The organism is Homoserinimonas sp. A520 (assembly GCF_054489245.1).
This window is the reverse complement of sequence record NZ_JBTMWX010000001.1, coordinates 482,548-502,362: the sequence shown is the minus strand read 5'-3', so window position 1 is coordinate 502,362 and position 19,815 is coordinate 482,548. Positions and strand designations below refer to the sequence as shown.

At 67.9% G+C, this 19,815-nt stretch carries 21 protein-coding genes; 8 read left to right on the top strand and 13 right to left on the bottom strand.

Annotation, left to right across the window (positions count from 1 at the left end; translation table 11 throughout):
* Positions 1-3: 3 nt before the first annotated feature.
* Together ACX3PH_RS02520 and ACX3PH_RS02515 are read left to right on the top strand one after the other, a co-directional pair.
* Positions 4-396, top strand: coding sequence for a sterol carrier family protein (locus ACX3PH_RS02520; protein WP_459089046.1), 393 nt, complete (start codon positions 4-6; stop codon positions 394-396).
* Between the two features lie 22 nt (positions 397-418).
* Positions 419-802 carry a hypothetical protein gene (locus ACX3PH_RS02515; RefSeq protein ID WP_459089044.1) on the top strand — a complete coding sequence of 128 codons (384 nt, stop codon included), beginning with the start codon at positions 419-421 and terminating at the stop codon, positions 800-802.
* Between the two features lie 30 nt (positions 803-832).
* On the opposite strand, the gene purF is transcribed toward ACX3PH_RS02515, so the two are convergent.
* Complete coding sequence (purF, locus tag ACX3PH_RS02510) at positions 833-2,290, bottom strand: amidophosphoribosyltransferase (protein ID WP_459089042.1); 1,458 nt, start codon at positions 2,288-2,290, stop codon at positions 833-835.
* Between the two features lie 110 nt (positions 2,291-2,400).
* Between purF and purM the strand changes: the two genes are divergently transcribed.
* Entirely contained in the window at positions 2,401-3,492 is a 1,092-nt protein-coding gene (purM, locus tag ACX3PH_RS02505; RefSeq protein WP_459089040.1) for a phosphoribosylformylglycinamidine cyclo-ligase, read from the top strand.
* A gap of 4 nt (positions 3,493-3,496) precedes the next feature.
* Here the strand turns inward: purM and ACX3PH_RS02500 are convergent, their stop codons facing one another.
* The gene (locus ACX3PH_RS02500; protein WP_459089038.1) at positions 3,497-4,198 is read right to left on the bottom strand and encodes a winged helix-turn-helix transcriptional regulator; all 702 of its coding nucleotides are present in this window, start codon (positions 4,196-4,198) and stop codon (positions 3,497-3,499) included.
* A gap of 163 nt (positions 4,199-4,361) precedes the next feature.
* On the opposite strand from ACX3PH_RS02500, the gene ACX3PH_RS02495 reads away from it, so the two are divergent.
* Positions 4,362-5,189, top strand: coding sequence for a class I SAM-dependent methyltransferase (locus ACX3PH_RS02495; RefSeq protein ID WP_459089036.1), 828 nt, complete (start codon positions 4,362-4,364; stop codon positions 5,187-5,189).
* 32 nt (positions 5,190-5,221) lie between these two features.
* On the opposite strand, the gene ACX3PH_RS02490 is transcribed toward ACX3PH_RS02495, so the two are convergent.
* Positions 5,222-5,422, bottom strand: coding sequence for a DUF3073 domain-containing protein (locus tag ACX3PH_RS02490; protein ID WP_459089034.1), 201 nt, complete (start codon positions 5,420-5,422; stop codon positions 5,222-5,224).
* A 169-nt stretch (positions 5,423-5,591) separates the two neighbouring features.
* Between ACX3PH_RS02490 and ACX3PH_RS02485 the strand changes: the two genes are divergently transcribed.
* Positions 5,592-6,686, top strand: coding sequence for an NAD(P)-binding domain-containing protein (locus tag ACX3PH_RS02485; protein ID WP_459089032.1), 1,095 nt, complete (start codon positions 5,592-5,594; stop codon positions 6,684-6,686).
* Positions 6,687-6,783: 97 nt separating this feature from the next.
* Here the strand turns inward: ACX3PH_RS02485 and ACX3PH_RS02480 are convergent, their stop codons facing one another.
* The 5 genes from ACX3PH_RS02480 to ACX3PH_RS02460 are packed head-to-tail and all read right to left on the bottom strand — an operon-like array spanning position 6,784 to position 14,049.
* A complete protein-coding gene (locus tag ACX3PH_RS02480; RefSeq protein WP_459089030.1) occupies positions 6,784-9,246 on the bottom strand; it encodes a hypothetical protein in 2,463 nt (820 codons plus the stop codon).
* A gap of 4 nt (positions 9,247-9,250) precedes the next feature.
* The gene (locus ACX3PH_RS02475) at positions 9,251-9,781 is read right to left on the bottom strand and encodes a hypothetical protein (protein WP_459089028.1); all 531 of its coding nucleotides are present in this window, start codon (positions 9,779-9,781) and stop codon (positions 9,251-9,253) included.
* Positions 9,782-9,806: 25 nt separating this feature from the next.
* On the bottom strand, positions 9,807-10,760 hold the full coding sequence (locus ACX3PH_RS02470) for an Ig-like domain-containing protein (RefSeq protein WP_459089026.1): 954 nt from the start codon (positions 10,758-10,760) through the stop codon (positions 9,807-9,809).
* Positions 10,753-11,256, bottom strand: a complete 504-nt coding sequence (locus tag ACX3PH_RS02465) for an RNA polymerase sigma factor (protein WP_459089024.1) — start codon at positions 11,254-11,256, stop codon at positions 10,753-10,755. The genes ACX3PH_RS02470 and ACX3PH_RS02465 overlap by 8 nt, the downstream gene beginning before the upstream one ends.
* 60 nt (positions 11,257-11,316) lie before the next feature.
* Positions 11,317-14,049, bottom strand: a complete 2,733-nt coding sequence (locus ACX3PH_RS02460; protein WP_459089022.1) for a helix-turn-helix transcriptional regulator — start codon at positions 14,047-14,049, stop codon at positions 11,317-11,319.
* 114 nt (positions 14,050-14,163) lie between these two features.
* Between ACX3PH_RS02460 and ACX3PH_RS02455 the strand changes: the two genes are divergently transcribed.
* Positions 14,164-14,661, top strand: a complete 498-nt coding sequence (locus tag ACX3PH_RS02455; RefSeq protein WP_459089020.1) for an RNA polymerase sigma factor — start codon at positions 14,164-14,166, stop codon at positions 14,659-14,661.
* 212 nt (positions 14,662-14,873) lie between these two features.
* The gene (locus ACX3PH_RS02450; protein WP_459089018.1) at positions 14,874-16,070 is read left to right on the top strand and encodes a BtrH N-terminal domain-containing protein; all 1,197 of its coding nucleotides are present in this window, start codon (positions 14,874-14,876) and stop codon (positions 16,068-16,070) included.
* Positions 16,071-16,139: 69 nt separating this feature from the next.
* Here the strand turns inward: ACX3PH_RS02450 and ACX3PH_RS02445 are convergent, their stop codons facing one another.
* Genes ACX3PH_RS02445 through ACX3PH_RS02435 form a run of 3 tightly spaced genes read right to left on the bottom strand, consistent with a single transcriptional unit; the run spans position 16,140 to position 17,511 of the window.
* Positions 16,140-16,517 carry a fluoride efflux transporter FluC gene (locus ACX3PH_RS02445; RefSeq protein WP_459089016.1) on the bottom strand — a complete coding sequence of 126 codons (378 nt, stop codon included), beginning with the start codon at positions 16,515-16,517 and terminating at the stop codon, positions 16,140-16,142.
* Positions 16,514-16,933: a fluoride efflux transporter FluC gene (locus tag ACX3PH_RS02440; protein WP_459089013.1), complete on the bottom strand. Its 420-nt coding sequence runs from the start codon at positions 16,931-16,933 to the stop codon at positions 16,514-16,516. The genes ACX3PH_RS02445 and ACX3PH_RS02440 overlap by 4 nt, the downstream gene beginning before the upstream one ends.
* Before the next feature lie 20 nt (positions 16,934-16,953).
* The gene (locus tag ACX3PH_RS02435; protein ID WP_459089011.1) at positions 16,954-17,511 is read right to left on the bottom strand and encodes a DUF3558 domain-containing protein; all 558 of its coding nucleotides are present in this window, start codon (positions 17,509-17,511) and stop codon (positions 16,954-16,956) included.
* Between the two features lie 89 nt (positions 17,512-17,600).
* Here ACX3PH_RS02435 and ACX3PH_RS02430 point away from each other — a divergent pair, with 89 nt between their 5' ends.
* A complete protein-coding gene (locus ACX3PH_RS02430; RefSeq protein ID WP_459089009.1) occupies positions 17,601-18,242 on the top strand; it encodes a hypothetical protein in 642 nt (213 codons plus the stop codon).
* A 119-nt stretch (positions 18,243-18,361) separates the two neighbouring features.
* Here ACX3PH_RS02430 and ACX3PH_RS02425 read toward each other — a convergent pair whose 3' ends face one another.
* Together ACX3PH_RS02425 and ACX3PH_RS02420 are read right to left on the bottom strand one after the other, a co-directional pair.
* Entirely contained in the window at positions 18,362-18,964 is a 603-nt protein-coding gene (locus ACX3PH_RS02425) for a PadR family transcriptional regulator (protein ID WP_459089007.1), read from the bottom strand.
* On the bottom strand, positions 18,961-19,770 hold the full coding sequence (locus ACX3PH_RS02420; protein WP_459089005.1) for a DUF4097 family beta strand repeat-containing protein: 810 nt from the start codon (positions 19,768-19,770) through the stop codon (positions 18,961-18,963). Before ACX3PH_RS02420 ends, ACX3PH_RS02425 begins: the two co-directional genes overlap by 4 nt.
* Between the last annotated feature and the right edge of the window lie 45 nt (positions 19,771-19,815).

The following is a 19,815-nucleotide window of genomic DNA, read 5'->3' as shown; positions in this document are numbered from 1 at the left end:
GGCATGGCCAAAGCGAAGATTGTCGCGCTCGTCGGGGAGGCCGCTGTTCGCCAGGCGCTCGGCGGCTCGGATGACCGCACCGTGGTGGCGACGGCAGTGCGCTACCTGCTCCAACTGCTTGCCGCCGAAGCACCGGGAAATACGGTCGAGGTGAGGGTGCCGCCGCACGGCGCCGTGCAGTGCATCGATGGCCCGAACCACACCCGCGGCACGCCACCGAATGTGGTGGAGCTGGATGCCGACACCTGGCTCGCCCTTGCCACCGGCTCACTGGCGTGGGCGGATGCTCTCGCATCCGGTCGCCTGTCGGCCTCCGGACAGCGCGCAGACTTCAGTGCCCACCTGCCGATCGTGTGGGAGCGGGAAGCGCAGGCATCCGGCGTCAGCGATGACTGACCGGATCGGCGACAATGGGAGTATGAGCGAAACGCCTGAGCCTGCCGCCCACGCCACCATCCGGCGGGCGCCGAAGCTGTCGATGTTCATGGTGGTCGGCGGCGGGCTCGGTGCCGTCGTCACGTTCATCCTCACCGCCATCCGGCCGGTCGACCCGCAGGTCGGGTTCGGTGCGCTGCTCGGTTACTTCATGCTCTACGGGATCCCCGCCGGGGTGGTCTTGGGCGCCGCCGTCGGGCTGATCCTCGACCGTCGCTCCCGCCGTCGGGCGACCGGTGTCTCGGTGGAGCGTGAGAACGTGGTTGAGCCCGAGCCGGTCGCCCCGCAGCCGGTGCAGCTCGACGCAGAGCCGCTCGCCGAGCCGCTTCAGCCTCGCGCCGGCGACCCCGACAACCCCAAGGGCTAGCCTTTCTGCCCCGCGCGGGCGGAAGCCCGATCAGCTCAGTTGCGTGCGCTCGACCCAGTCGAGGTACTCGGGGGTGACTGTTCCGGTCACGTAGTCGCCGGTGAAGCAGCTCATCTCGAGCGACTCCACGGATGAGCCCTCGATGATGGCGGCCTCCATGTCGGCGACCTCCTGGAAGATCAGGTGGTCGGCGCCCAGTTCGGCGTTGATCTCGGGGATCTTCCGTCCGTGCGCCACCAGCTCCTGCCGGGTCGGCATGTTGATGCCGTACACGTGGGGGAAACGCACCGGTGGTGCGGCTGAGGTGAAGGTGACTTTGTTGGCGCCGGCCTGCCGCGCCATCTCGATGATTTCCTTCGACGTCGTGCCGCGCACGATGGAGTCGTCGACGATGAGGATGTTCTTGCCGCGGAACTCGCTGCCCATCGCGTTCAGCTTCTGCTTGACCGAGCGCTTGCGCTCCGCCTGCCCGGGCATGATGAAGGTGCGGCCTACGTAGCGGTTCTTGTAGAACCCCTCGCGGTACTCGATGCCGAGCTTCTGCGCGACCTGCATGGCGGCCGGCCTGCTCGAGTCGGGGATCGGCATGACGACATCGATGTCGCCGAGCGGGGCGTGGCGCGAGATCGTGTCGGCCAGCCGGTTGCCGAGGCGCAGCCGCGCTTCGTAAACCGAGATGCCGTTCATGATCGAGTCTGGCCTGGCCAGGTAGACGTATTCGAAGGAGCACGGCACCAGGCGGGGGTTGCGTGCGCACTGCCTGGACGTCATTTCGCCGTCGATCGCGATGAACACGGCCTCGCCAGGGGCGATGTCGCGAACGACCTCGTACCCGCCACTCTCCAGCACCAGGGACTCGGATGCGACGACCCACTCGGTTCCGACCAGTCCGGTTGCGCGGCGGCCGAGTACCAGGGGGCGGATGCCGAACGGGTCACGGAAGGCGAGTAAACCGTGCCCGGCGATGAGGGCGATGGCGGCGTAGGAGCCCTCCACCCGCTCATGCACGCGCTCGACGGCGGCGAAGACCTGGTCGGGATCGAGGTCGGTTCCCGACACTTTCTCCTGCAGCTCATGCGCCAGCACGTTGACGAGCAGCTCGGTGTCGGAGGTGGTGTTCAGGTGGCGGCGGTCGACGTGGAACAGTTCCTCGCTGAGCTCCCGCGTGTTGGTGAGGTTGCCGTTGTGCACCAGCACGATGCCGTAGGGCGCGTTCACGTAGAACGGCTGCGCCTCGCCCTCGTTCTCGGCTGCGCCTTTGGTCGCATAGCGCACGTGGCCCAGGCCCATGGTGCCGGGTAGCGCACGCATGTCGCGGGTTCTGAACGCCTCACGCACCTGGCCCTTGGCCTTGTGCAGGTGGAAGCTGTGGCCATCCGCTGTGGCGATACCGGTGGAATCCTGCCCGCGATGCTGCAACAGCAGAAGGCTGTCGTAGATCAATTGGTTGGCAGGTTCAGACGAGACGATGCCCACAATGCCGCACATTCGGTGCAGACTCCAGACCGTAGAGTTGATGGTGCTAACAGTCTTTCATGCCGCCGAACCCCCGAGGTACGCCCAGCGAGCCCGGGACGCTGACGAACAGGATCACACTCATGGCCGATGCTTACGCCGCCTCGGGCGTCGACACTGCTGCCGGCGACCTCGCCGTCGAAATGATGAAGGCGGCCGTGGCGAAGACGCATGGCCCGCAGGTTTTCGGTGGGGTGGGCGGGTTCGCCGGGATGTTCGACGTCTCGTTCCTGACCTCCTTCCGGCAGCCCCTGCTGGCGACGTCGACGGATGGGGTCGGCACCAAGGTGGCGATCGCCCAGTCCCTGGACAAGCACGACACCATCGGCCAGGACCTGGTCGGCATGGTGGTCGACGACATCATCGTGGTCGGTGCGAAGCCGATGTTCATGACCGACTACATCGCCTGCGGGAAGGTCGTCCCCGCACGGATCGCCGACATCGTTGCCGGCATAGCCCGGGCCTGCTCTGAGACGGGCACCGCGCTCGTGGGCGGCGAGACGGCCGAACACCCCGGGCTCCTCGGGCCGGACGACTATGACGTCGCCGGCGCCGCGGTCGGCGCTGTGGAGGCGGATGCCCTGCTCGGCCCTCACCGGGTGGAGCACGGTGACGTGGTCGTGGCATTGGAGTCCTCCGGGCTGCACAGCAACGGATTCTCCCTGGTGCGGCACATCCTCGCCGGGCGGGACCTCGGCTTCACCGAGCACTCGGATGACCTCGGCGGCGTCATCGGCGAGGTACTGCTGGAGCCGACCCGCCTGTACACGACACCGCTGCTGCGGTTGTTCGAGGCTCATCCTGGAGTCGTGCACGCGCTCAGCCATGTCACTGGCGGTGGCATCGCGGCGAACCTGGCCCGCGTGCTGCCGGTCGGATCCTGGGTCGAGGTGCAGCGCGGCTCCTGGTCGCCGCAGCCGGTGTTCCGGGCGCTCGCCGAACTGGGTGGGCTGACGCTGGAAGACACCGAGGGAACCTGGAACCTCGGGGTGGGCATGTTCGCCGTCGTGAAGGCGGATGCCGCGGCATCCGTCATCGAATTCCTGGGCACCCAGGGGGTGCGGTCCTGGGTCGCTGGCGAAGTGTCGACCCACGCCAACGACCTGGCCGGCTTCGAGCAGGGCGCCAAGGGTGTCAACGGCGGCGCCGTGCGCCTGGCCGGGTCGTTCGCCTAGGAAGTTACGCCGGCTGCGGTTGCTCGGCTACTCGTACTGGACGCGGGACATCCGCCCACGCGCTGTGGCCCAGCCATGCCGGCACCGCCTGGGCAACGCCGGCTGAGCCGGTGATGACCATGCTGCCGGTCTTGAACGCTTCGGCCCAGGAGATGTCCCCTCGCCAGATTCTGGTCATGGTGCGCAGGCTCGTCGAAATTGTCGCGGTCACATCGAAGCCGGGGTCGAAATCACAGACGTCGGCGTGACCGTCGGCGACGACGATCCACCAACGTGCTTCACGCGCGGGCATGTCGTCGAAGGTGAAGTGCAGAATCGTGCGGGTGCGCGGCCAGGCATCGACGGGGACCCTGCGGCGCATGTCCCACATCAGCAGGTGCGGGTCGAGTTCCTCCTCACCGAGTTCCGAGATCCACCGCATGCCCCACACGCCGAGTGCCTCAATCGCGACCTTGAGCTCATGTCCACTCTCGGTGAGCTCGTAGGAGATGCGCCCCGAGCGCTCCCTACGGCGGATGACGCCACCACGTTCCAGGGTTCGCAGTCGTTTGGAGAGGAGAGCCGGCGACATTTTGGGGAGACCGCGACGCAAGTCGTTGAAGTGGGTGCTGCCGGCAACCAGCTCGCGCACCACGAGGAGGGTCCAGCGCTCGTCCAATAGGTCCATCGCCTTGGCAACCGGGCAGAACTGGCCGTAGGTAGACATCGTTGCCTCCGAGAGTCATCGCATGACATCGACAAGTACACACCCTGATGCGCACGGTGACTAGTACACATCGTGTACCGCATCCGCTTCACATGTGAGACTGGATTGGCGATAACGGCGATCTGACACTGGGTGTACCACCACACACCACAAGGAGATTGGCATGAACCAGCAAGTCATTGACCAAACCGACCGAGAGCTCAAGGCGAAGCACCGTGCGGTGTGGACGCTCGGAGACTACCCCGCGGTCGCAACCGAGATCATTCCGGAACTGGGCAGAACCCTGGTCGACGCTTCCCGCATCCGCCCAGGGGACCGGGTTCTCGACGTCGCAGCGGGCGCCGGCAATGTGGCGATCCCCGCCGCGCTCGTTGGAGCCCGCGTCGTGGCCAGCGACCTCACCCCCGCGCTGTTGGAGACAGGTCGCCGGCACGCCGCCGAACAAGGTGCGCGACTGGACTGGATCGAGGCTGACGCGGAGGCCCTGCCGTTCGCCGACGGAGAGTTCGACGCTGTGCTGTCGTGCGTCGGAGTGATGTTCGCGCCGCACCACCAGGCAAGCGCGAACGAACTCGTCCGTGTTGTCCGCCCAGGCGGAACGATCGGGCTCATCAGCTGGACACCCGAAGGCTTCATCGGCCAGATGTTCCGGGCGATGAAGCCCTACGTTGCACCGGCGCCGACGGGGGCTCAGCCTCCGCCGCTGTGGGGCGACGAGAAGCACGTACGTGAACTGTTCGGCGATCGCGTCACCGACATCGTCGCGGAGCGACGGAATCTCGTGGTCGATCACTTCGCCAGCCCGGATGCGTTCCTCGACTACTTCAAGGCGAACTACGGCCCGACCATCGCGGCGTACCGGGGGATCGCAGGCGACCCGGAGAAAGTGACCGGGCTCGACCACGACCTCTCAGCCCTGGCGGAGCGCTACCTCGGCCCAGGTTCCGAAATGGATTGGGAGTACCTGTTGTTCACCGCGCGACGGGCCTGATCAGGCGCAGCGGTTCACGCACTCGCACCGCGTCACGCGGTGCGAGTGTCGCCGTCGGCGGCGAACTCCGGCCACTTCTCGAGATCTTCTTCGAGCTTCGGGTCGGTGAAGGCCGCCCCCGGCTCGCTGCTGGTCAGCTCGCGCTCGAGCGCGTTGTAGTTGGTGTCCGGGCTGAAGTACTTCAGCTCCCGAGCCACCTTCGTGTGCTTTGCTTTTTGACGGCCGCGCCCCATGGCTTGACCCCCTTACGATTCCTGCCCGGTTGCCGCATCCGCGGGTCCGGGGTTGACCAACAAGGTTCCTTCAAATCTAACTTCTTACTTTAGCATGAGGGCACAATTCGGGAGGTCGGCCATGTGCTGAAGGTGTGCCTCTCCCAGCGTTCCCCGGTAACGTGTTGGGGTGACCTCCGAGCCTGCCAGAACATCCGTCGTGGTGATCGGTGCAGGCCAGGCCGGACTCTCCGTCTCCTACTACCTGCAGCGCCTGGGGTTGACGCCCGGCGACGAGTTCATCGTCTTCGACCGCGGGCCGTCCACCGGTGGTGCCTGGCAGTTGCGCTGGGAGGCCTTGAAGATCGGGAGCGCCCACCGCATCAATGACCTTCCCGGGCTGGACGACCTTGGCCTCTCGTTCGAGAATGCGGATCGGTCGAAGCCGGCAAAAGACGTTGTCGCCGACTATTACCGCCAATTCGAGGAGCACTATAATCTGCAGGTGCACCGCCCGGCCCGGGTTCGCTCGGTCTTCGACCGCGGGCTCGACCTGATTGTCGAATACTCCGATGAGTACGGTGACGGCGAGGTCGCCACCCAGGTGGTGGTGAACGCGACCGGCACCTGGGGCTCCCCGTTCATCCCCTGGTACCCGGGAATGAACACGTTCGCGGGCCGGCACGTGCACACGACCGACTATGCCAGCGCGGATGAGTTCGCCGGCCAGGATGTCGTCGTGGTGGGCGGTGGCACATCCGCCATCGGTTTCCTGCTCGAGTTGGAGCATCTTGCCGGCAGCACCACCTGGGTGAGCCGTCGCCCGGTCGAATTCCTCGATGAGGGCGAACTGAACCTGGAGGACGGCCGCCGCGCGGTGGCCGCCCAGGATGAGGCCGCGCGCTCCGGCCGAGCCCTTCCCAGCATCGTGAGCGGCACCGGGGTGCCGCGCACCCGGCGCATCCAGTCGGGCATCGAGCGGGGCCTGCTGGTGCCTGGACCGATGTTCACCGCGATCGAAGCGGATGGCGTGCGCCTCGAGGACGGCAGCTTCCAGCGCGCCGACGCCATCATCTGGGCTACCGGATTCCGGCCGGAGCTACGTCATCTGGCACCGCTCAAGCTGCGCGAGCGCGAGGGCGGGGTCAGCGTCGGGCAGGGGGCGTCGTGGAAGGATCCCCGCATCTTCTTCGCCGGCTACGGCCCGCAGGCATCGACGATCGGTGCGAATCGGTCCGGCCGTATGATCGCCCGCCAGGTCGTCGCGCAGCTCAGCAACCTCTAACCGTTACGCGGGCCGAGCCCTGAGGCGGGTCGAGCTTGTCGAGCGTTGTACTGAGCCTGTCGAAGTGACCAGCCGAGCTTGTCGAGGCCCACCTGCATCACCGGGGCCGCTCCGTGATCGACAGGATGAACTCGAACGGGGCATCGTCTGGCGACGCGATCCGCACCCCGACGGTGTTCAGGTCGGCCACCGGAATGGTGGTCTGGAAGGTGTACTGCTCACCGGCATCCGCATCCGTGCACACCGGATACAGGTCAGACTCCGGCGAGCCGTTGCCGTTGGCCATTCCCACCGAGACGGTGACCGTGACCAGCTCTGCCAGTTCGGCGGTCTTGTCCGTGTCGAAGTCGGCCAGGGTGTCGCCGTAGAAGCAGTCGCCCGTCTCCCTGACGCCGAGGTTGATCCGTTCGCCGTTGACGCTCAACTCGAGTGGGTTCAGGAGCGAGGTGTTGCGTCCAGGATCCGAGTCGGTGACCCGGTACCCGAAGTTCAGGAGCTTCTCGATCGGAGTGGTGCGGATCACGCCGACGCCCCAGTGGCCATCGGGGGAGCCGTCACCGTACGAGGTCACGGCGTCGCCATCGAACAGCTGCACACTCGCCCGGTAGTCGGTGCCGTGGCAGACATTGGCGAAGCGCACCCGCTGGGTGCCCGAGTCGTACTCGCCCGTCACCTCGGTCACCGTGCCGGGAAGGATGCAGTCACCGCTGAGCGTTGCGCTGAAGCGAACCGGCCGGTCCACCTCGAGGTCGAATTCCAGATGGAACCCGGATGCGTCGCTCACCTCTTTCAGGATCTTGCGAGTGTTCAGCTGCGCCCGGTCGGCGACCACGGTTTCCGGGGTGCTCTCGGCGATCTCGCCGACCGCCCACTCCGACTGTCCGTTCTGGAATCCCTGATGCCAGTCGACGCGGAACGTTGCGGTTCCGGCCGCCACCTCGGACGTCGGGGGTTCGCAGTCCCCGAAACTGGAGCCGCAGAGGCCGGATGCGTCCCGCACGGTCGGCAACAGCAGCTGGTAGGTCGCGCTCGCCGGCAGGTCGCAGACTCCGGTGCAGGCTATGGACGACAGCGGCAGCAGCACGTTGTTCTTGTTTTCGCCGACCGTGGCCTGCAGGATCACGTCCCCCGTACGCACGCCGTTGCCGCCGCTGAGGTGCCCCCACTGGCAGATCGGCTGTTCGAAGTCGCCAGGGCCGAAGAACGCCTCCACGGATGCGAAGGTGAACCCGCGGCCGCTGCAATTCGACCGGCTGCGGTCCCACCCGCGGATGTACAGGTCACCGTCGGTGTGGAGGGAGGAGTGCAGGCTGATGTCGGTCAGCGTGACGGAAGGCACCGTGACATCCGGAGGCTGCACCACCACCGAGTAGCGGTACTCCGCGGTGTCCCACGACCAGCTCGGGCGGTCGGTGTCGTAGACGAACAGGCAGAGCATGGTGGTCGATCCCTCTTCGAGGAAGAACGCCTGCCCGGTGCGCTTGGTGAAGGCGGACTGGTAGCCGTTGCGCTCCAGGTGCTCGATGTCGATGCTGACGGTGCTCGGCTCGGTGAGCGGCTTCAGGTTGTACAGCCCCGTCTCCTCCTCTTCGCCGCACTCGGTCGGCCCGCCTTCGTCGTCGAAGGAGAGTGCCTTGACGCTGACGGATTGGCGGTCGCGGTGCGGCACCGAGAGGAACACCAGGTTCTGCAGCAGGGGCACGACGCGGACGGGAGGTCGGGTGAGTTCCTGCTCGAGGCCGAAGTAACGAGTCTCGGTATCGGTGGCGCCCGCATCGCCCTCTGCCGTGACGGTCACCTGGTAGCGGAGGCCCGGGTCGAGCTCGTCGAGGGTGAAGCAGTGGGAGATGAGCGGCCGGATGCTTCCGGAGACCCGCTCCCAGGCTGCTCGCTCGTCCGCGGAGGTTTCCGTCGTCAACTCTCGCGCGGCATCCGGCTGCCCGATCGGGTGATAGACGACGGTCATGGATGCAGCCGGTGCGGTGGATCCGACACCGAACCGCATCCGGTCACGGGTCGCCGGGTCGATCGCCGGCTCGCTTGCCGGACACACCACACCCAGGTTGCCTGCGCTGGGAAGTTGCGGATTGAACACGGGGAAGATCGCCAGCGACGCCCCGGTGAGACTGAAGATGGCCCCGCGGATGCCGTCAGGGCAGTCAGCAGGCGCGTCGGCTTCGCTCGCACAGGGATCGCCCTCCCCACCCAGCACCGGGAGGTCGTAGACCGTTGCCGGATCGTCGACTGTGCCGAGCGCCAGGGCCGCCGCAGCGACCTCGTCCCGGGCTGCGTCACCCGGTGGCACATCGGCGTGCCCGATCGCGGGGCTGACATCGAAGGTGTCGGGGTCGCCGTCGCTGTCCTCCGGTGCTGCGTCGGCCGCGCGGCTCACTGGAGCGATAACCGGGAGAATCTCCGTCGCGATCGGCGCTGCCACACTCTCTACCGGAGCAGCAAGCCGGCTGCCGGCGAACCCTGCCCCCACGCCCAGCGCGAGGATGCCGAGTACAGCGGCGATGCGGGCTATCGCCCGCCTGCCGCTGAAAGTGTTCGCTCGCATACGATCACCACCCGAGGTTGGTGAGCACGGTTTCGGCAACCGCGACGAGCTCGGCCCCGGTGATCGGGGAAGTCTGGCGGTGGATGCGCACGGAAAGGTGGTGCCCGTCCGCGAGGATGTCGAGGCCCTTGGCCAGCGCGGTGTCGCCGAAGAACGCCTCGTCACCGGGGGAGCTCAGCTCCTCCGTCACGGTCAACAGGGCCTTCTGGTTCTCGTAGGTACGGGTGCCATCCTCATTGACCTGAACGTGGAGGGCTGCAGCGGACATCCCGGAGGTCGCCTTGACCTGGCAGGCCCCGCCTCCGCCGGTCGCCGCGCCCACCTCCTCGCCCATCAGCGCGACGAGGTCGATACCGGCCAGGGCGGCACAGACGTCGATGGACTCCGACTCCTCGGCCGGCTCGCCATCGGCCGGAACGTCAACCGGAACCTCGGCGACCGACTCCGGGTCGAAGGTGGGTTCCGGTGTGCTGCACCCGGTGAGGGCGAGCAGCGCGACGACGGCGAGAAGGGCAATGGTGCGGGGACGTGACATGAGAAGGCTCCTTAGCCGAAGTGGATTAGCCGAAGAAGATTCCGGTGACGGGGACGGTTTGCGAGGGGCTGGCGTTGCCGGCGGCATCCCTGGCCGTCAGGGTGAAGGTGACGGTGCCGGATGGTGCTGAGGCGGGGAAGGTGTAGACCAATCGCCACTCCGAGCCCACCTTGGTGAGCGCGGCCGATCCGGAGTCCGGCCCCGTCCAGGTCGCGTTCACGGCAGAGACGGCGACGTTATCGGATGCCGTGACATGGATCGTCGTCGACTCCGTGCTGTACACCGAGGTCGGGGTTGCCCAGGCCTGGATGATGGCCGGGGCCTGGCTGTCTCCGGCCGGCGGCTCGGGCAGTGGCACCGGCGCGGGCGCCGGGCCTGGCCCGGGTTCGGGCTGCGGAGCCGGCTCCGGTGCTGGTGCGGGAGCGGGGTTTTCCTCCCCTGCGGAGACGACCGGGATGAGGCATCCGCCGACCGGGAGGGAGTCGATGGCCGCCTGGCCGTGGTCGACAACCACCACGGCGGTCGGCAACCAGACCAGGCCGGCGGTGCTCGCCGGGTGCCGCACGGCAACCCAGCCGGAGTCGTCGCTTCGCTTGACGGCCAGCACCCGTTCGCCGCCCCCGAACGTCGCGGCCCCGGTGTCGCCCGGGCAGAGCCCGCCCGAAACGGACTGGCCAGCGGCAATCGCCGCTGAGGTCGAGGCAGTGGCAGGGCTGGCGAACAAGCCTGCACCGAAGAGGCCGGATGCTCCGACAGCGCCACCGAGGATCGCCACCGCGAGCCCCGTGCCCACCCACGGCATCCAGCCGCTGGAGCGCGGCAGGAGCGGCCCATCGACGGGGGTTCCGGTGTCACCGGCGTCCATCCGCGAACGGATGGCATCGGCGACACCGGTCGGGTCACCGGGTTCGGCGACGCGCTTCAGCGCGGTGCTCAGCAGCTCATCGATGTCGATGTCAGCGGTGTCGATCTCAGCCATGGTGATCCTCCCTCCTCAGCCGTGCTGCGAGCGCCTTGCGCGCCCGGTGCAGCTGGGTCTTGACGGTTCCGGGGGTCACCCCGAGTCCCTCGGCGATGGTGTCGACGGACTGGTCCATCAGGTAGTGCAGGGTGCACACCTGGCGCTGCTGCAGCGGCAGCTCGCCGAGCGCCTTCATGACGTCCACGTCGAGCATGTGCCGGGCATCCGCCATCGCCTCCGGATCGATACCCACCTTTGCGAGCGCGCGCTGCTCGGCGTCTTTGCGCCGGTACTGGTCCCGCACCCGGTTGCTGGCGACGACGGTGATCCAGGCGGAGACGTTGGTGACCGGATGCTGCGGAGGCTTCGCGAGGAACCCGACCAAGGCATCCTGAACCGCGTCGGCGGCATCCTGGCGGTTACCGGTGATCAGGCCAACCGCGGCAACCACCTTCGGGTACTCGTGCGTGACGAAGTGGTCCAGGTCTACCTGGGTCTTCTGCTGCACGGCCACGCTCATACCCGTACGACGCGGAACGCCCGGGTCTCGGTTGACAGCACAGCCGGTTGACAGCTACTCGGCGATGCGCTCCGCGAGCTGCGCCCGGTTGCGCACGCCCAGCTTGCGGAAGACCGACCCGAGGTGGTGTTCGACGGTGCGCCGCGACACGAAGAGGCGGGCGGCCGCCTCCGTGTTGCTGGCGCCACCCGCCACGGCCATCGCGACCGCGAGTTCGCGGGGCGTCAGTGTGCTGAGCGCACCGGAGGCGGCAGCGGTGTGGCGTTCGCCGCACGCCGCCAGCTCCTCCAGCACGGCGGATACCCAGGGCCGGGCACCGAGTGCCTGGAAAGCCGTGAGTGCCTGGTGAAGCGGCGCGCGGGCATCCGCTTTGCGTCGCTCCCGCCGCAGGCGCCGCCCCCAGGCCAGGTGGGTGCGGGCGATCTCGAACTTGTACGGCACCCGGTCGTGCATCGCGAGCGCCTCCGCGAAGGCGGCGTCCAATTGCTCCGGCGGAGCGACCATGGCCCGGCAACGCAGCGCGACCGCCGACGCGCTGTGCCGGGACGCCGTGCGCGCGCGCTCCTCGAAGTCATCGAGCTCCGTCTGCAACTGTTCCTGCGTTCCCATCCGCCAGGCCGACTCGAAGAGGTCGCCGAACCGGGAGTCGAACCCCGGCTCCCGGATGCCCATGCGGTGTTCCAGGGCGCCCGCATCCTGCAGGTGGCCGACAGCTTCCTCATGCCTGCCCAGGGTGAGCGCGAGCAGGCCGAGAACGCATCCGCTGAGGTGGCGGTGGATCGGGCGGTCCGATCCGGCCAGCGCCGCCATTTCAGCCACGATCTCCCGAACCTGCGTCTCATCGCCGCGTGCCGCCAGGAGGTAGGCGTGACGCAGGCGGATGTGCGGCATCGGGGCGGCGAAATCGGATGCCCGGGAGAGGTCTCCGGCTCCGGAGAAGGCCGCGTGCGCCTCATCCCAGTTGCCGGTCAGCTGGGCGATGACGGCGCGCTGGGCGAGGCAGAGGTCGATCAGGCTGACGCCGCCGCCGGCCTGGAGCGCCTCGTATTGACGGTCGATGGTCGCGCCGGCCCGAACGGCGTCTCCCATCCAGGCGAGGTGAACGAGCGGAGACGCGACCGGAATCGACGGGTCGCACAGTTCGGCGTCGCTCAGGCGCTCCGGCCAGTCCGACCGCAGGAATGCCCCAGCACCGGGCCGGCCGGCCAGCATCTCGGCATCGTCGTGCACCAACCGGTCGGCGAGTGAGAACTGGTGGTCGGGCAGCATGGCCCGCAGTTCGTCGACCACCGCACACGCCAGGCGGGTTTCCCCATCGAAGATGAGGATGAGCGCGTAGGTGCTGAGCAGCCGCGAAGCCGCCTCCGGCGCAGCCTCGGCAATCGACTGCGCCAGGTCGCGCACCTCGGCGTAGGGCGGCGGCTCCGCACCAGAGAACAGTCCGGCGACCAGGTGCACCGCCTGCCACTGAGCCTTCTCCGCCGCATCGGCCGCGTTCGCCTGGAGCTTCGGCAGCAGCTCGGCGAGCGGGGCGAAGGAGCCCAGCCGCAAATAGGCATCTACAGCGCGGCCCCGACGCTGGTGCGCGACCGCGGGATCCGGGCAGCGGACGGCGGATGCGCTCCAGGCCCGGCCGGCCTCTTCGTAGGCAGAGCGACCCCAGGCGTCCAGAGCGGCGCGACCCAGGGCATCCGCTGTTGCTGCATTCGTTCCGGAGGCGAGCGCCTCCAGATGCCAGGCCGCCCGCGTGGACGTGGCGGGAAGGGCGTCCACAATCGCCGCGTGAGCGCGTTGCAACTCGGCGAAACTGGCAGCGCGCTGGGCGGCGGAGCGCACCGTCGGATGCGGGAATCCGTAGCCGTCGGGTGCCAACCGGATCAAGCCGGAAGTTTCAGCGGTTTCCAGTGTTGCCAGGGTCAGCCCGACGCCGGCCAGGGCGGCTCCCAACTGATCGATGGTCAGGTCGTCCAGGCTGGCCAGCGCGAGGGCTCGACGACCATCGCCTCCCAAGGAGGACAGCCGGCCGCGGTAGAACTCGTCGAGGGCGGTACCGGGCGGAAGAACTGTGGGGAGCGCTGCGCTCCCGGCACGCTGCTCCGCGGTGAGGTCGGCGGGGATCTGAAGCAGGGCGAGTGGCAGGCCGTCTGCCTCGTTCAGCACCCGCGCGGTCACCGCAGCACTGAGTTCCGGGTGCGCCTGCCGCAGGAGGGCACGGCTGGTCGCGGTGTCGAGAGGGCCCAGCTCGATCCGGTCGAATCCGGCCGCCCAGCCGATGTCACCGGCACCACTGCGAGAACTGAACACCATGGCCACGGCGTCGGCGTCCAGCCGTCGGGCGGCGAACGTCAACGCCCGGGTGGTGGAGTTGTCCAGCCAATGCACATCGTCGACGACGACGAGCACCGTGCGCTGCTCGGCCTCCAGTGTGAGCAGCCCGAGCAGGCCGACGGAGACGGCCAGGCGGTCGAGGGTCTTTGATGAGCCGAGCGCGAGGGCGGCCGAGATCGCATCCGCATGCAATTGCGGCAGTTCGGGAAGGCGGTGCAGCAGGGGCGACACCAGCTGGTGCAAACCCGCGTACGGAAGGTCGGACTCGGCGGGGTGACCGGTGCAGCGCAGCAGCCGCAGCGATGATTCGGGAGCTACTTCGTCGATGAGCCGGCCGAGCAGCCAGGACTTGCCGACACCTATGCCCCCATGCACCAGCACAACGCTCGACTCGCCGCGCCGACCGCGCTCCACCGCGCCCCGCAGGCGGTCGAGACTTGCCTCACGGTTGGTGCTCACGGCATCCGGCTCCCTCAACGGTTCCAGAGTGGCACAACCGGTCGGCCGCGTGCACGCCACTATTCCGTAACGGTTACGGATGTACCGGCGGCCCCGATCGCCCACTGTGGGGTGGTGGGCAGCCAGCTTGAGGCGTTCGTCAGCGAGGAGTACCCGGCCGTGGTGGCCGCTGTGCGCCTCATCACCGGAGACCGCGAGGGTGCGGCCGATTCGGTGCAGGACGCGATCGTGCGCTACCTCGAGCATCCGCCCACCGAGCCGGTACGCAATCTGGCCGCCTGGGTCACCGTCGTCGCGTCGAATCGCAGCCGCGACCGCTTCCGTCGGCAGCAATCCGAACACCGGGCCCTCGATCGGGTGGAGGTGGCGGATGCCTGTGCGGCCGCTGACGCCCGGCTGCCAGACCCGCAGGTGGTCGGCGCGGTGCGAGCGCTCCCGCTCGGGCAGCGGCAGGTGTGCATCCTGTTCTACTTCCTCGACCTGCCTGTCGCGGAGATCGCCGAACAGCTGGGCGTATCGCCGGGCACGGTGAAGACCCAGCTGTTCCGCGCCCGCAGATCCCTCGCCGAAACGCTGGCGCCGGCCCGCGCGCTGCCCGTAGCCGTCGCCTGACCTCTGCGATAAACTCCTCGCAGGCTCCCTCGTGGGCCGCACTTCCTTGGTCGGCGACCCGCGCTCGCCGAACTCCGCTCGGCTTGCCGGACGTGGAAGCAAAGGTGACCACCATGTCATCGCGAGAGACACCGTCAACAGTTGCACTCATGATGCGATGAACGGGTCGAGGGCGCGGGCGCGACGCGTTCTGATCGCAGGAGAGCACTGAGATGACTGAGCACAACTCCCTCAAGAAGCTGGTTCGCGAGCGCATGGCCCGCACCGGCGAGAGCTACACCACCGCGCACCGGCAGGTGACCTCCCGACAAGCTGATCGCGCGCTGGCCGGATTGACTCCCGGGTATCCGGCGTTCGGGGCGGATGACCACGGCCCGTCCGGCCTGGCGCGTCACCTTCTCGCGCAGGCGGGCATCGACGTCTCCGAGGCGATGGCCTGCGGCCTGGGCGGCGGGATCGGCTTCCTCTACGCCATCTTCGAGTACAAGCAGGTGCCGCACCCGATGCTCACGATCGTGGCGCAGCATCATCCGCAGCCCTGGCTGGAGGCGGTCACCGAGCACCTCGGTTTGACGCTGTCGATGGCAACCTCATCCAAGCCCGCACCGGCGCTGGCCAAGCTGGATGCTGCCCTCGCGTCTGGCCGTGCTGCACAATTGACCGTCGGCCGCGGGCTGCTGCCCTGGCACAGCGCTCGCCCTGAAGAGGCCGCCGACCCGTACGCCATCGTGGTGGCAGGTAAGCACGGCAACGAGTACCTGGTGGATGACCGCTCCGCGGAGCCGTACCGCCTCAATGCCGACACCCTGGCTGACGCCTGGGCCGCGCACCGCAAGGGCCGGTTCGCGCTGGCCACGATCGAGCCGACTCCGGTCGACGCAGCACTGATCGACCGTGGTGCGGGCATCCGCTCGGCGATCGCCACCACCCACGCCCACCTGACCGGCCCGGTGCTGGGAAACAGCTTCGATGTGAACCTGGGGCTCAGCGGCATCCGCAAGTTCGCCGACGAGCTCGCTGATACTCGCACCAAGGCGGGCTGGGCGAAGCGCTTCGCCGACCCGTCAGCGCTCGCCGTGGGTTCTCGGCGGCTGGCCGAATGCCTGACCTGGGCGCACACCGCGGCGGGGGCGACGAGGCCGCTGTACGCCGAGTTCCTGGCCGAGGCGGAGGGTGTCTCCGGGCTGAAGCTGGCTGCTGCAAGTCAGACCGCGGCGGAGAGCGGAGCCTGCTGGGCGGAGCTGGCGGATGTCGCCGGCGCGACCACCGAGGACGACGACCCCGCCGAGACCATCGCCGCCTACGCGGACCTGGTCGCCGACATCCTGCCCCTCGAGGAGAAGCTGGTCGCGCAGTTGGCTGCCGCATTGGAGACCCAGAGCCGCGCCTCGGTCGACCGGCCGGAATGAGGGAGAAATCGCGTTTCAGCCGCGAAAAACTCCCTCATTCGGTGCCGTATTCCGAAAAGGTCTCTCAATTCAGCTCACGGTGAAGGCCCAGAAAGTCAGCGCATACGCCATCCCCGTGACGGCGAGCCCGGCGCCGAGGTTCAACGCGACGTTGAGCGCGGCGACCCGGGCTCGCCCGTCGAGCACCAACTGAACTGTTTCCACGCTGAACGTGCTGAAGGTGGTCAGCCCGCCGGCGATTCCGCTGAGCAGGATGAGCTGAATGTCGTCGGAGAGCCCACTGCCGAGGCCCAGTACCGCTCCACCGAGTGCCGATCCCACCGCGTTCACGATCAGCACGGCCCACGGGAACCGGGTATCGCCGGAGAACCACACCGCGACGAGGTACCGGGCGACGGCGGCCACGCCGCCGCAGAGGATGATGGCGGCGGCCACGGCGGCGGTCATTCGTCCACCCAGTCGGGTGCGTCCGGTCGCCGGCCGAGACGAAGCCCGACGCCGGCCGCCAGCAGCCCGAGCACGACGGAGGCGACGAGATAGCCGGCCGCGAGCATCCACTGGCCGGATGCCGCTTGGGAGACCAGCGACACCATGATGGCGGAGAAGGTGGTGAAGGCCCCCAGCAGCCCGGTACCCGCGCCCGCCTTCAGCCAGTACGGAACGCCGGGGCGCCCCCACAGTGCAGAGATCAACAGCCCCAGCGTGAAGCTGCCGGCAGTGTTCACCAGAAGGGTGCCGACCGGGAATTCGGCGCTGCTGTGTGGCATCAGCACATCGAGTGCCAACCGGATGCCGGTACCCAGCATTCCGCCGAGCAGCACCGCGGCAACTTCGCGGCGGCCAACCGCTACCCGAAACCTCACGGAGCCGAGACTATCGCGGGTCAGCCAACGACGATGCGCACCGCGCTTTCGACCTTCTCCTTCAAGTCGTCGGATGACATGGAACCGGTCTCGGCATCCACCGCGAACTCCACCAGCCGATCGTCGGTGCAGACCCGGAGCTCGCCCTCGACCTCGTTGAAGTCATCGAACTTCCACCAGGCCTGGTTGCCGATGCCGTCCACCGGGGTCACCTCGCCGACGCCGCCCGGCTCGATGCAGGCGATCTTGCCGTCCGGGAAGTCCGACGCTTCGGAGATGTCGAGGTCGATCTCCAGCTCACCCTCGCCTTCCCAATCGCAGCCGGTGCTCGTCCAGGTCACGCCGTTCTGGTCGCTGTCGCCGGTGGACGGGTCTGGCCCCTGTAGGTCGACCCCGAAGATTCCGACCAGGTCCTCTGTCGTGAGGCCGCCACACTGGTCACCGCCGGTGGTGACGTCCGGTTCTGCGGTCGCGGACTCGCTCGGTGCGGTCGGTTCGTCAGTGTCCCCGGCGGGCGCGGAGCATCCGCCCAATCCGATCACCAGAAGCGCGGCGCCGACCAGTGCAAGAGATCTCATGGTTCTGTCCTCCGTTGGGTAACACTTCGACGGATCAGCGTCCCCGGCCGGTTGACAGGGTCGTTCGCCGTCCGATCTACACTTCAGTCGTGGGCAAGTCGAAGCGCAAGGTGTGGCCGTGGATTGTCGGCACCGTTGCCGTGCTGCTGTTGGTGCCGACCGCCGTGGTGGTCCTCCCGATCCTCCTGCACCAGGACGGAGGGCAGTCCACCGTCGTCGAGACGGAGGAGGACTGGCCGCTCACCGCGACAGCGATCGGGGACGACGGGCGAACCCGCACGATCGACGTGCGTTCGGCCGAGCCGGGCGGAACGCTCGACACGTCCGCCCTCGAACCGGGTCAGCACATCGTGGTCAGCGGAACCGGGTTCGACACCGGGCAGGGCATCTATGTCGCCATCTGCAAGATCCCGGATGATCCGGCGACCAAGCCGGGACCGTGCCTGGGCGGCGTCCCGTCGACGGAGACCGGCGAGGAGTTCGCCGAAGGCACTGTGCAGTTCGCGCCCAGCAACTGGATCAACGACGACTGGGCCTGGAAGCTGTTCGGTGCCCGCAGTTACGACGACGCAGCGACCGGCACCTTCACCGCCTACCTCGAGGTGCCGCCACCTACCGGCGAGGGCGTCGACTGCCGAACGGATGCCTGCGGCGTCTTCACCCGCAACGATCACACCGCGCTGAACGACCGGGTGCAGGACGTCTACCTCCCGGTCGACTTCGCCGGCTGATCCCGCTGCCCTGCCCTCTGCCCAAACGAGAGACCTTTTCGGACATCCGCACCGGTTGAGGGAGTTTTTCCCGCCGAAGTTGCTGTTTCTCCTGCTTTCACGCTGTGGCTGTGCGCGCCTCAGCGCCCGCCGAAGCCCGCCCTCACAGCGTCGAGTTGCTCCTTGAGCCGTGCTGCGGTCCCCGGAGCGAGCGCGTCGGTCGCGACCAGCGTCCGCAGCTCCGACCGCACGAGGTTGCGGAACTCGTTCACCACCAGCTCGGCCTCCTGAAGCTCCCGGCGACCCTGCACGCCGACCGTCTTGCGCTCGGCCCGCTTCTCGCTGCGAGCATCCTGCTGCGCCTCCCTGGCGGCTGCCGCGAGGTCCGCCCGCAACGACCGCATCGCGTTGTTCACGTCCGCGCGCACCTGATCGGCGAGGTGACGAACGCTGCCGGTTACGTCGGTCTCGATCCGGTCGAGCTCCGGCTTCCTGGCGTTAAGCTCGGCTCGACCGGCATCCGTGATCGAGTACACCGTCTTCCTGCCATCTGCTTCGTTGCTGATCAGGCCGTCCGCCTGCAGCTTGGCCAGCCTTGGGTAGATGGTGCCCGCGCTGGGAATGTAGGTGCCGCCGAACCGGTCACCCAGCTCCTGGATGAGCTCGTAACCGTGCATCGGCCGCTCGCTGAGCAGGCTGAGCAGGTACAGTCGCAGGTCGCCGTGCGCGAAGACGGGACTCATTTCACCCTCTCGTCGACCGCGTGCATCACCGACACGTCACCGCTCACGGTGGTCGCCCTGAACTCGAGCCAGCTGTCGTCGAGTTGTCCGTACTTGCCGGAGTAGCCGCCGACCACGCCGGTGATCTCGGAGTCGTCCAGCTGCACCTTGCCCGAGACGGTGTTGATCTTGTACTCGGCCGGCACGCCGGGGGCGAGCCGCACGGTGACGTCGCCGGAGACCGTGCTCACCCTGGCCGTGTCCGGGATGCCGGCCAGGTCGAGCATGATGTTTCCTGACACGGTGTCGCCCGAGAACTTGACGATGTCACCAGTTGCCGCCACGTCGCCGCCCACCGTCCGGGCGTTCACGGTGCCCTGATGGTCGCGTACCGACAGTTCGCCGCTGACCGCGTTCAGGTCGAGTACCCCCGCGGTGTTGTCGATGACCGCCTCACCGCTGACGGTGCTGATCTTGCCGCCGTTCCGCAGCCCGCTGACGATGGCGGATGCCGACACCACTCCCAGCTTCAACTCGACGTTGCGGGGTACCAGGATGCTGACCTCGGCCCTGGCGTGCCCGCGGAAGTACTTGAACACGTCGATGAAGTTCTCCCAGTTGAGTTGCGGATGGTCGACTTCGAGCACGTCGCCTTCGATTGAGACCTTGATCGGCTTGCCGTCGACGGAGTGCACCTCGACCCGTGCTCCCGGTTCGTCGTGGCCGACGATGTCGACCCGGCCGGCCACCAGGCCGACCTTGAGGGCACGCACTTCGTGTACGTCGATGATCCTGGGGCCGTCTACGAGCCACTTCTGCCTGGCCATGTTCTCTCCCGCCGTAAGTCAAGCTATATCGCGTCTAATCCGGTT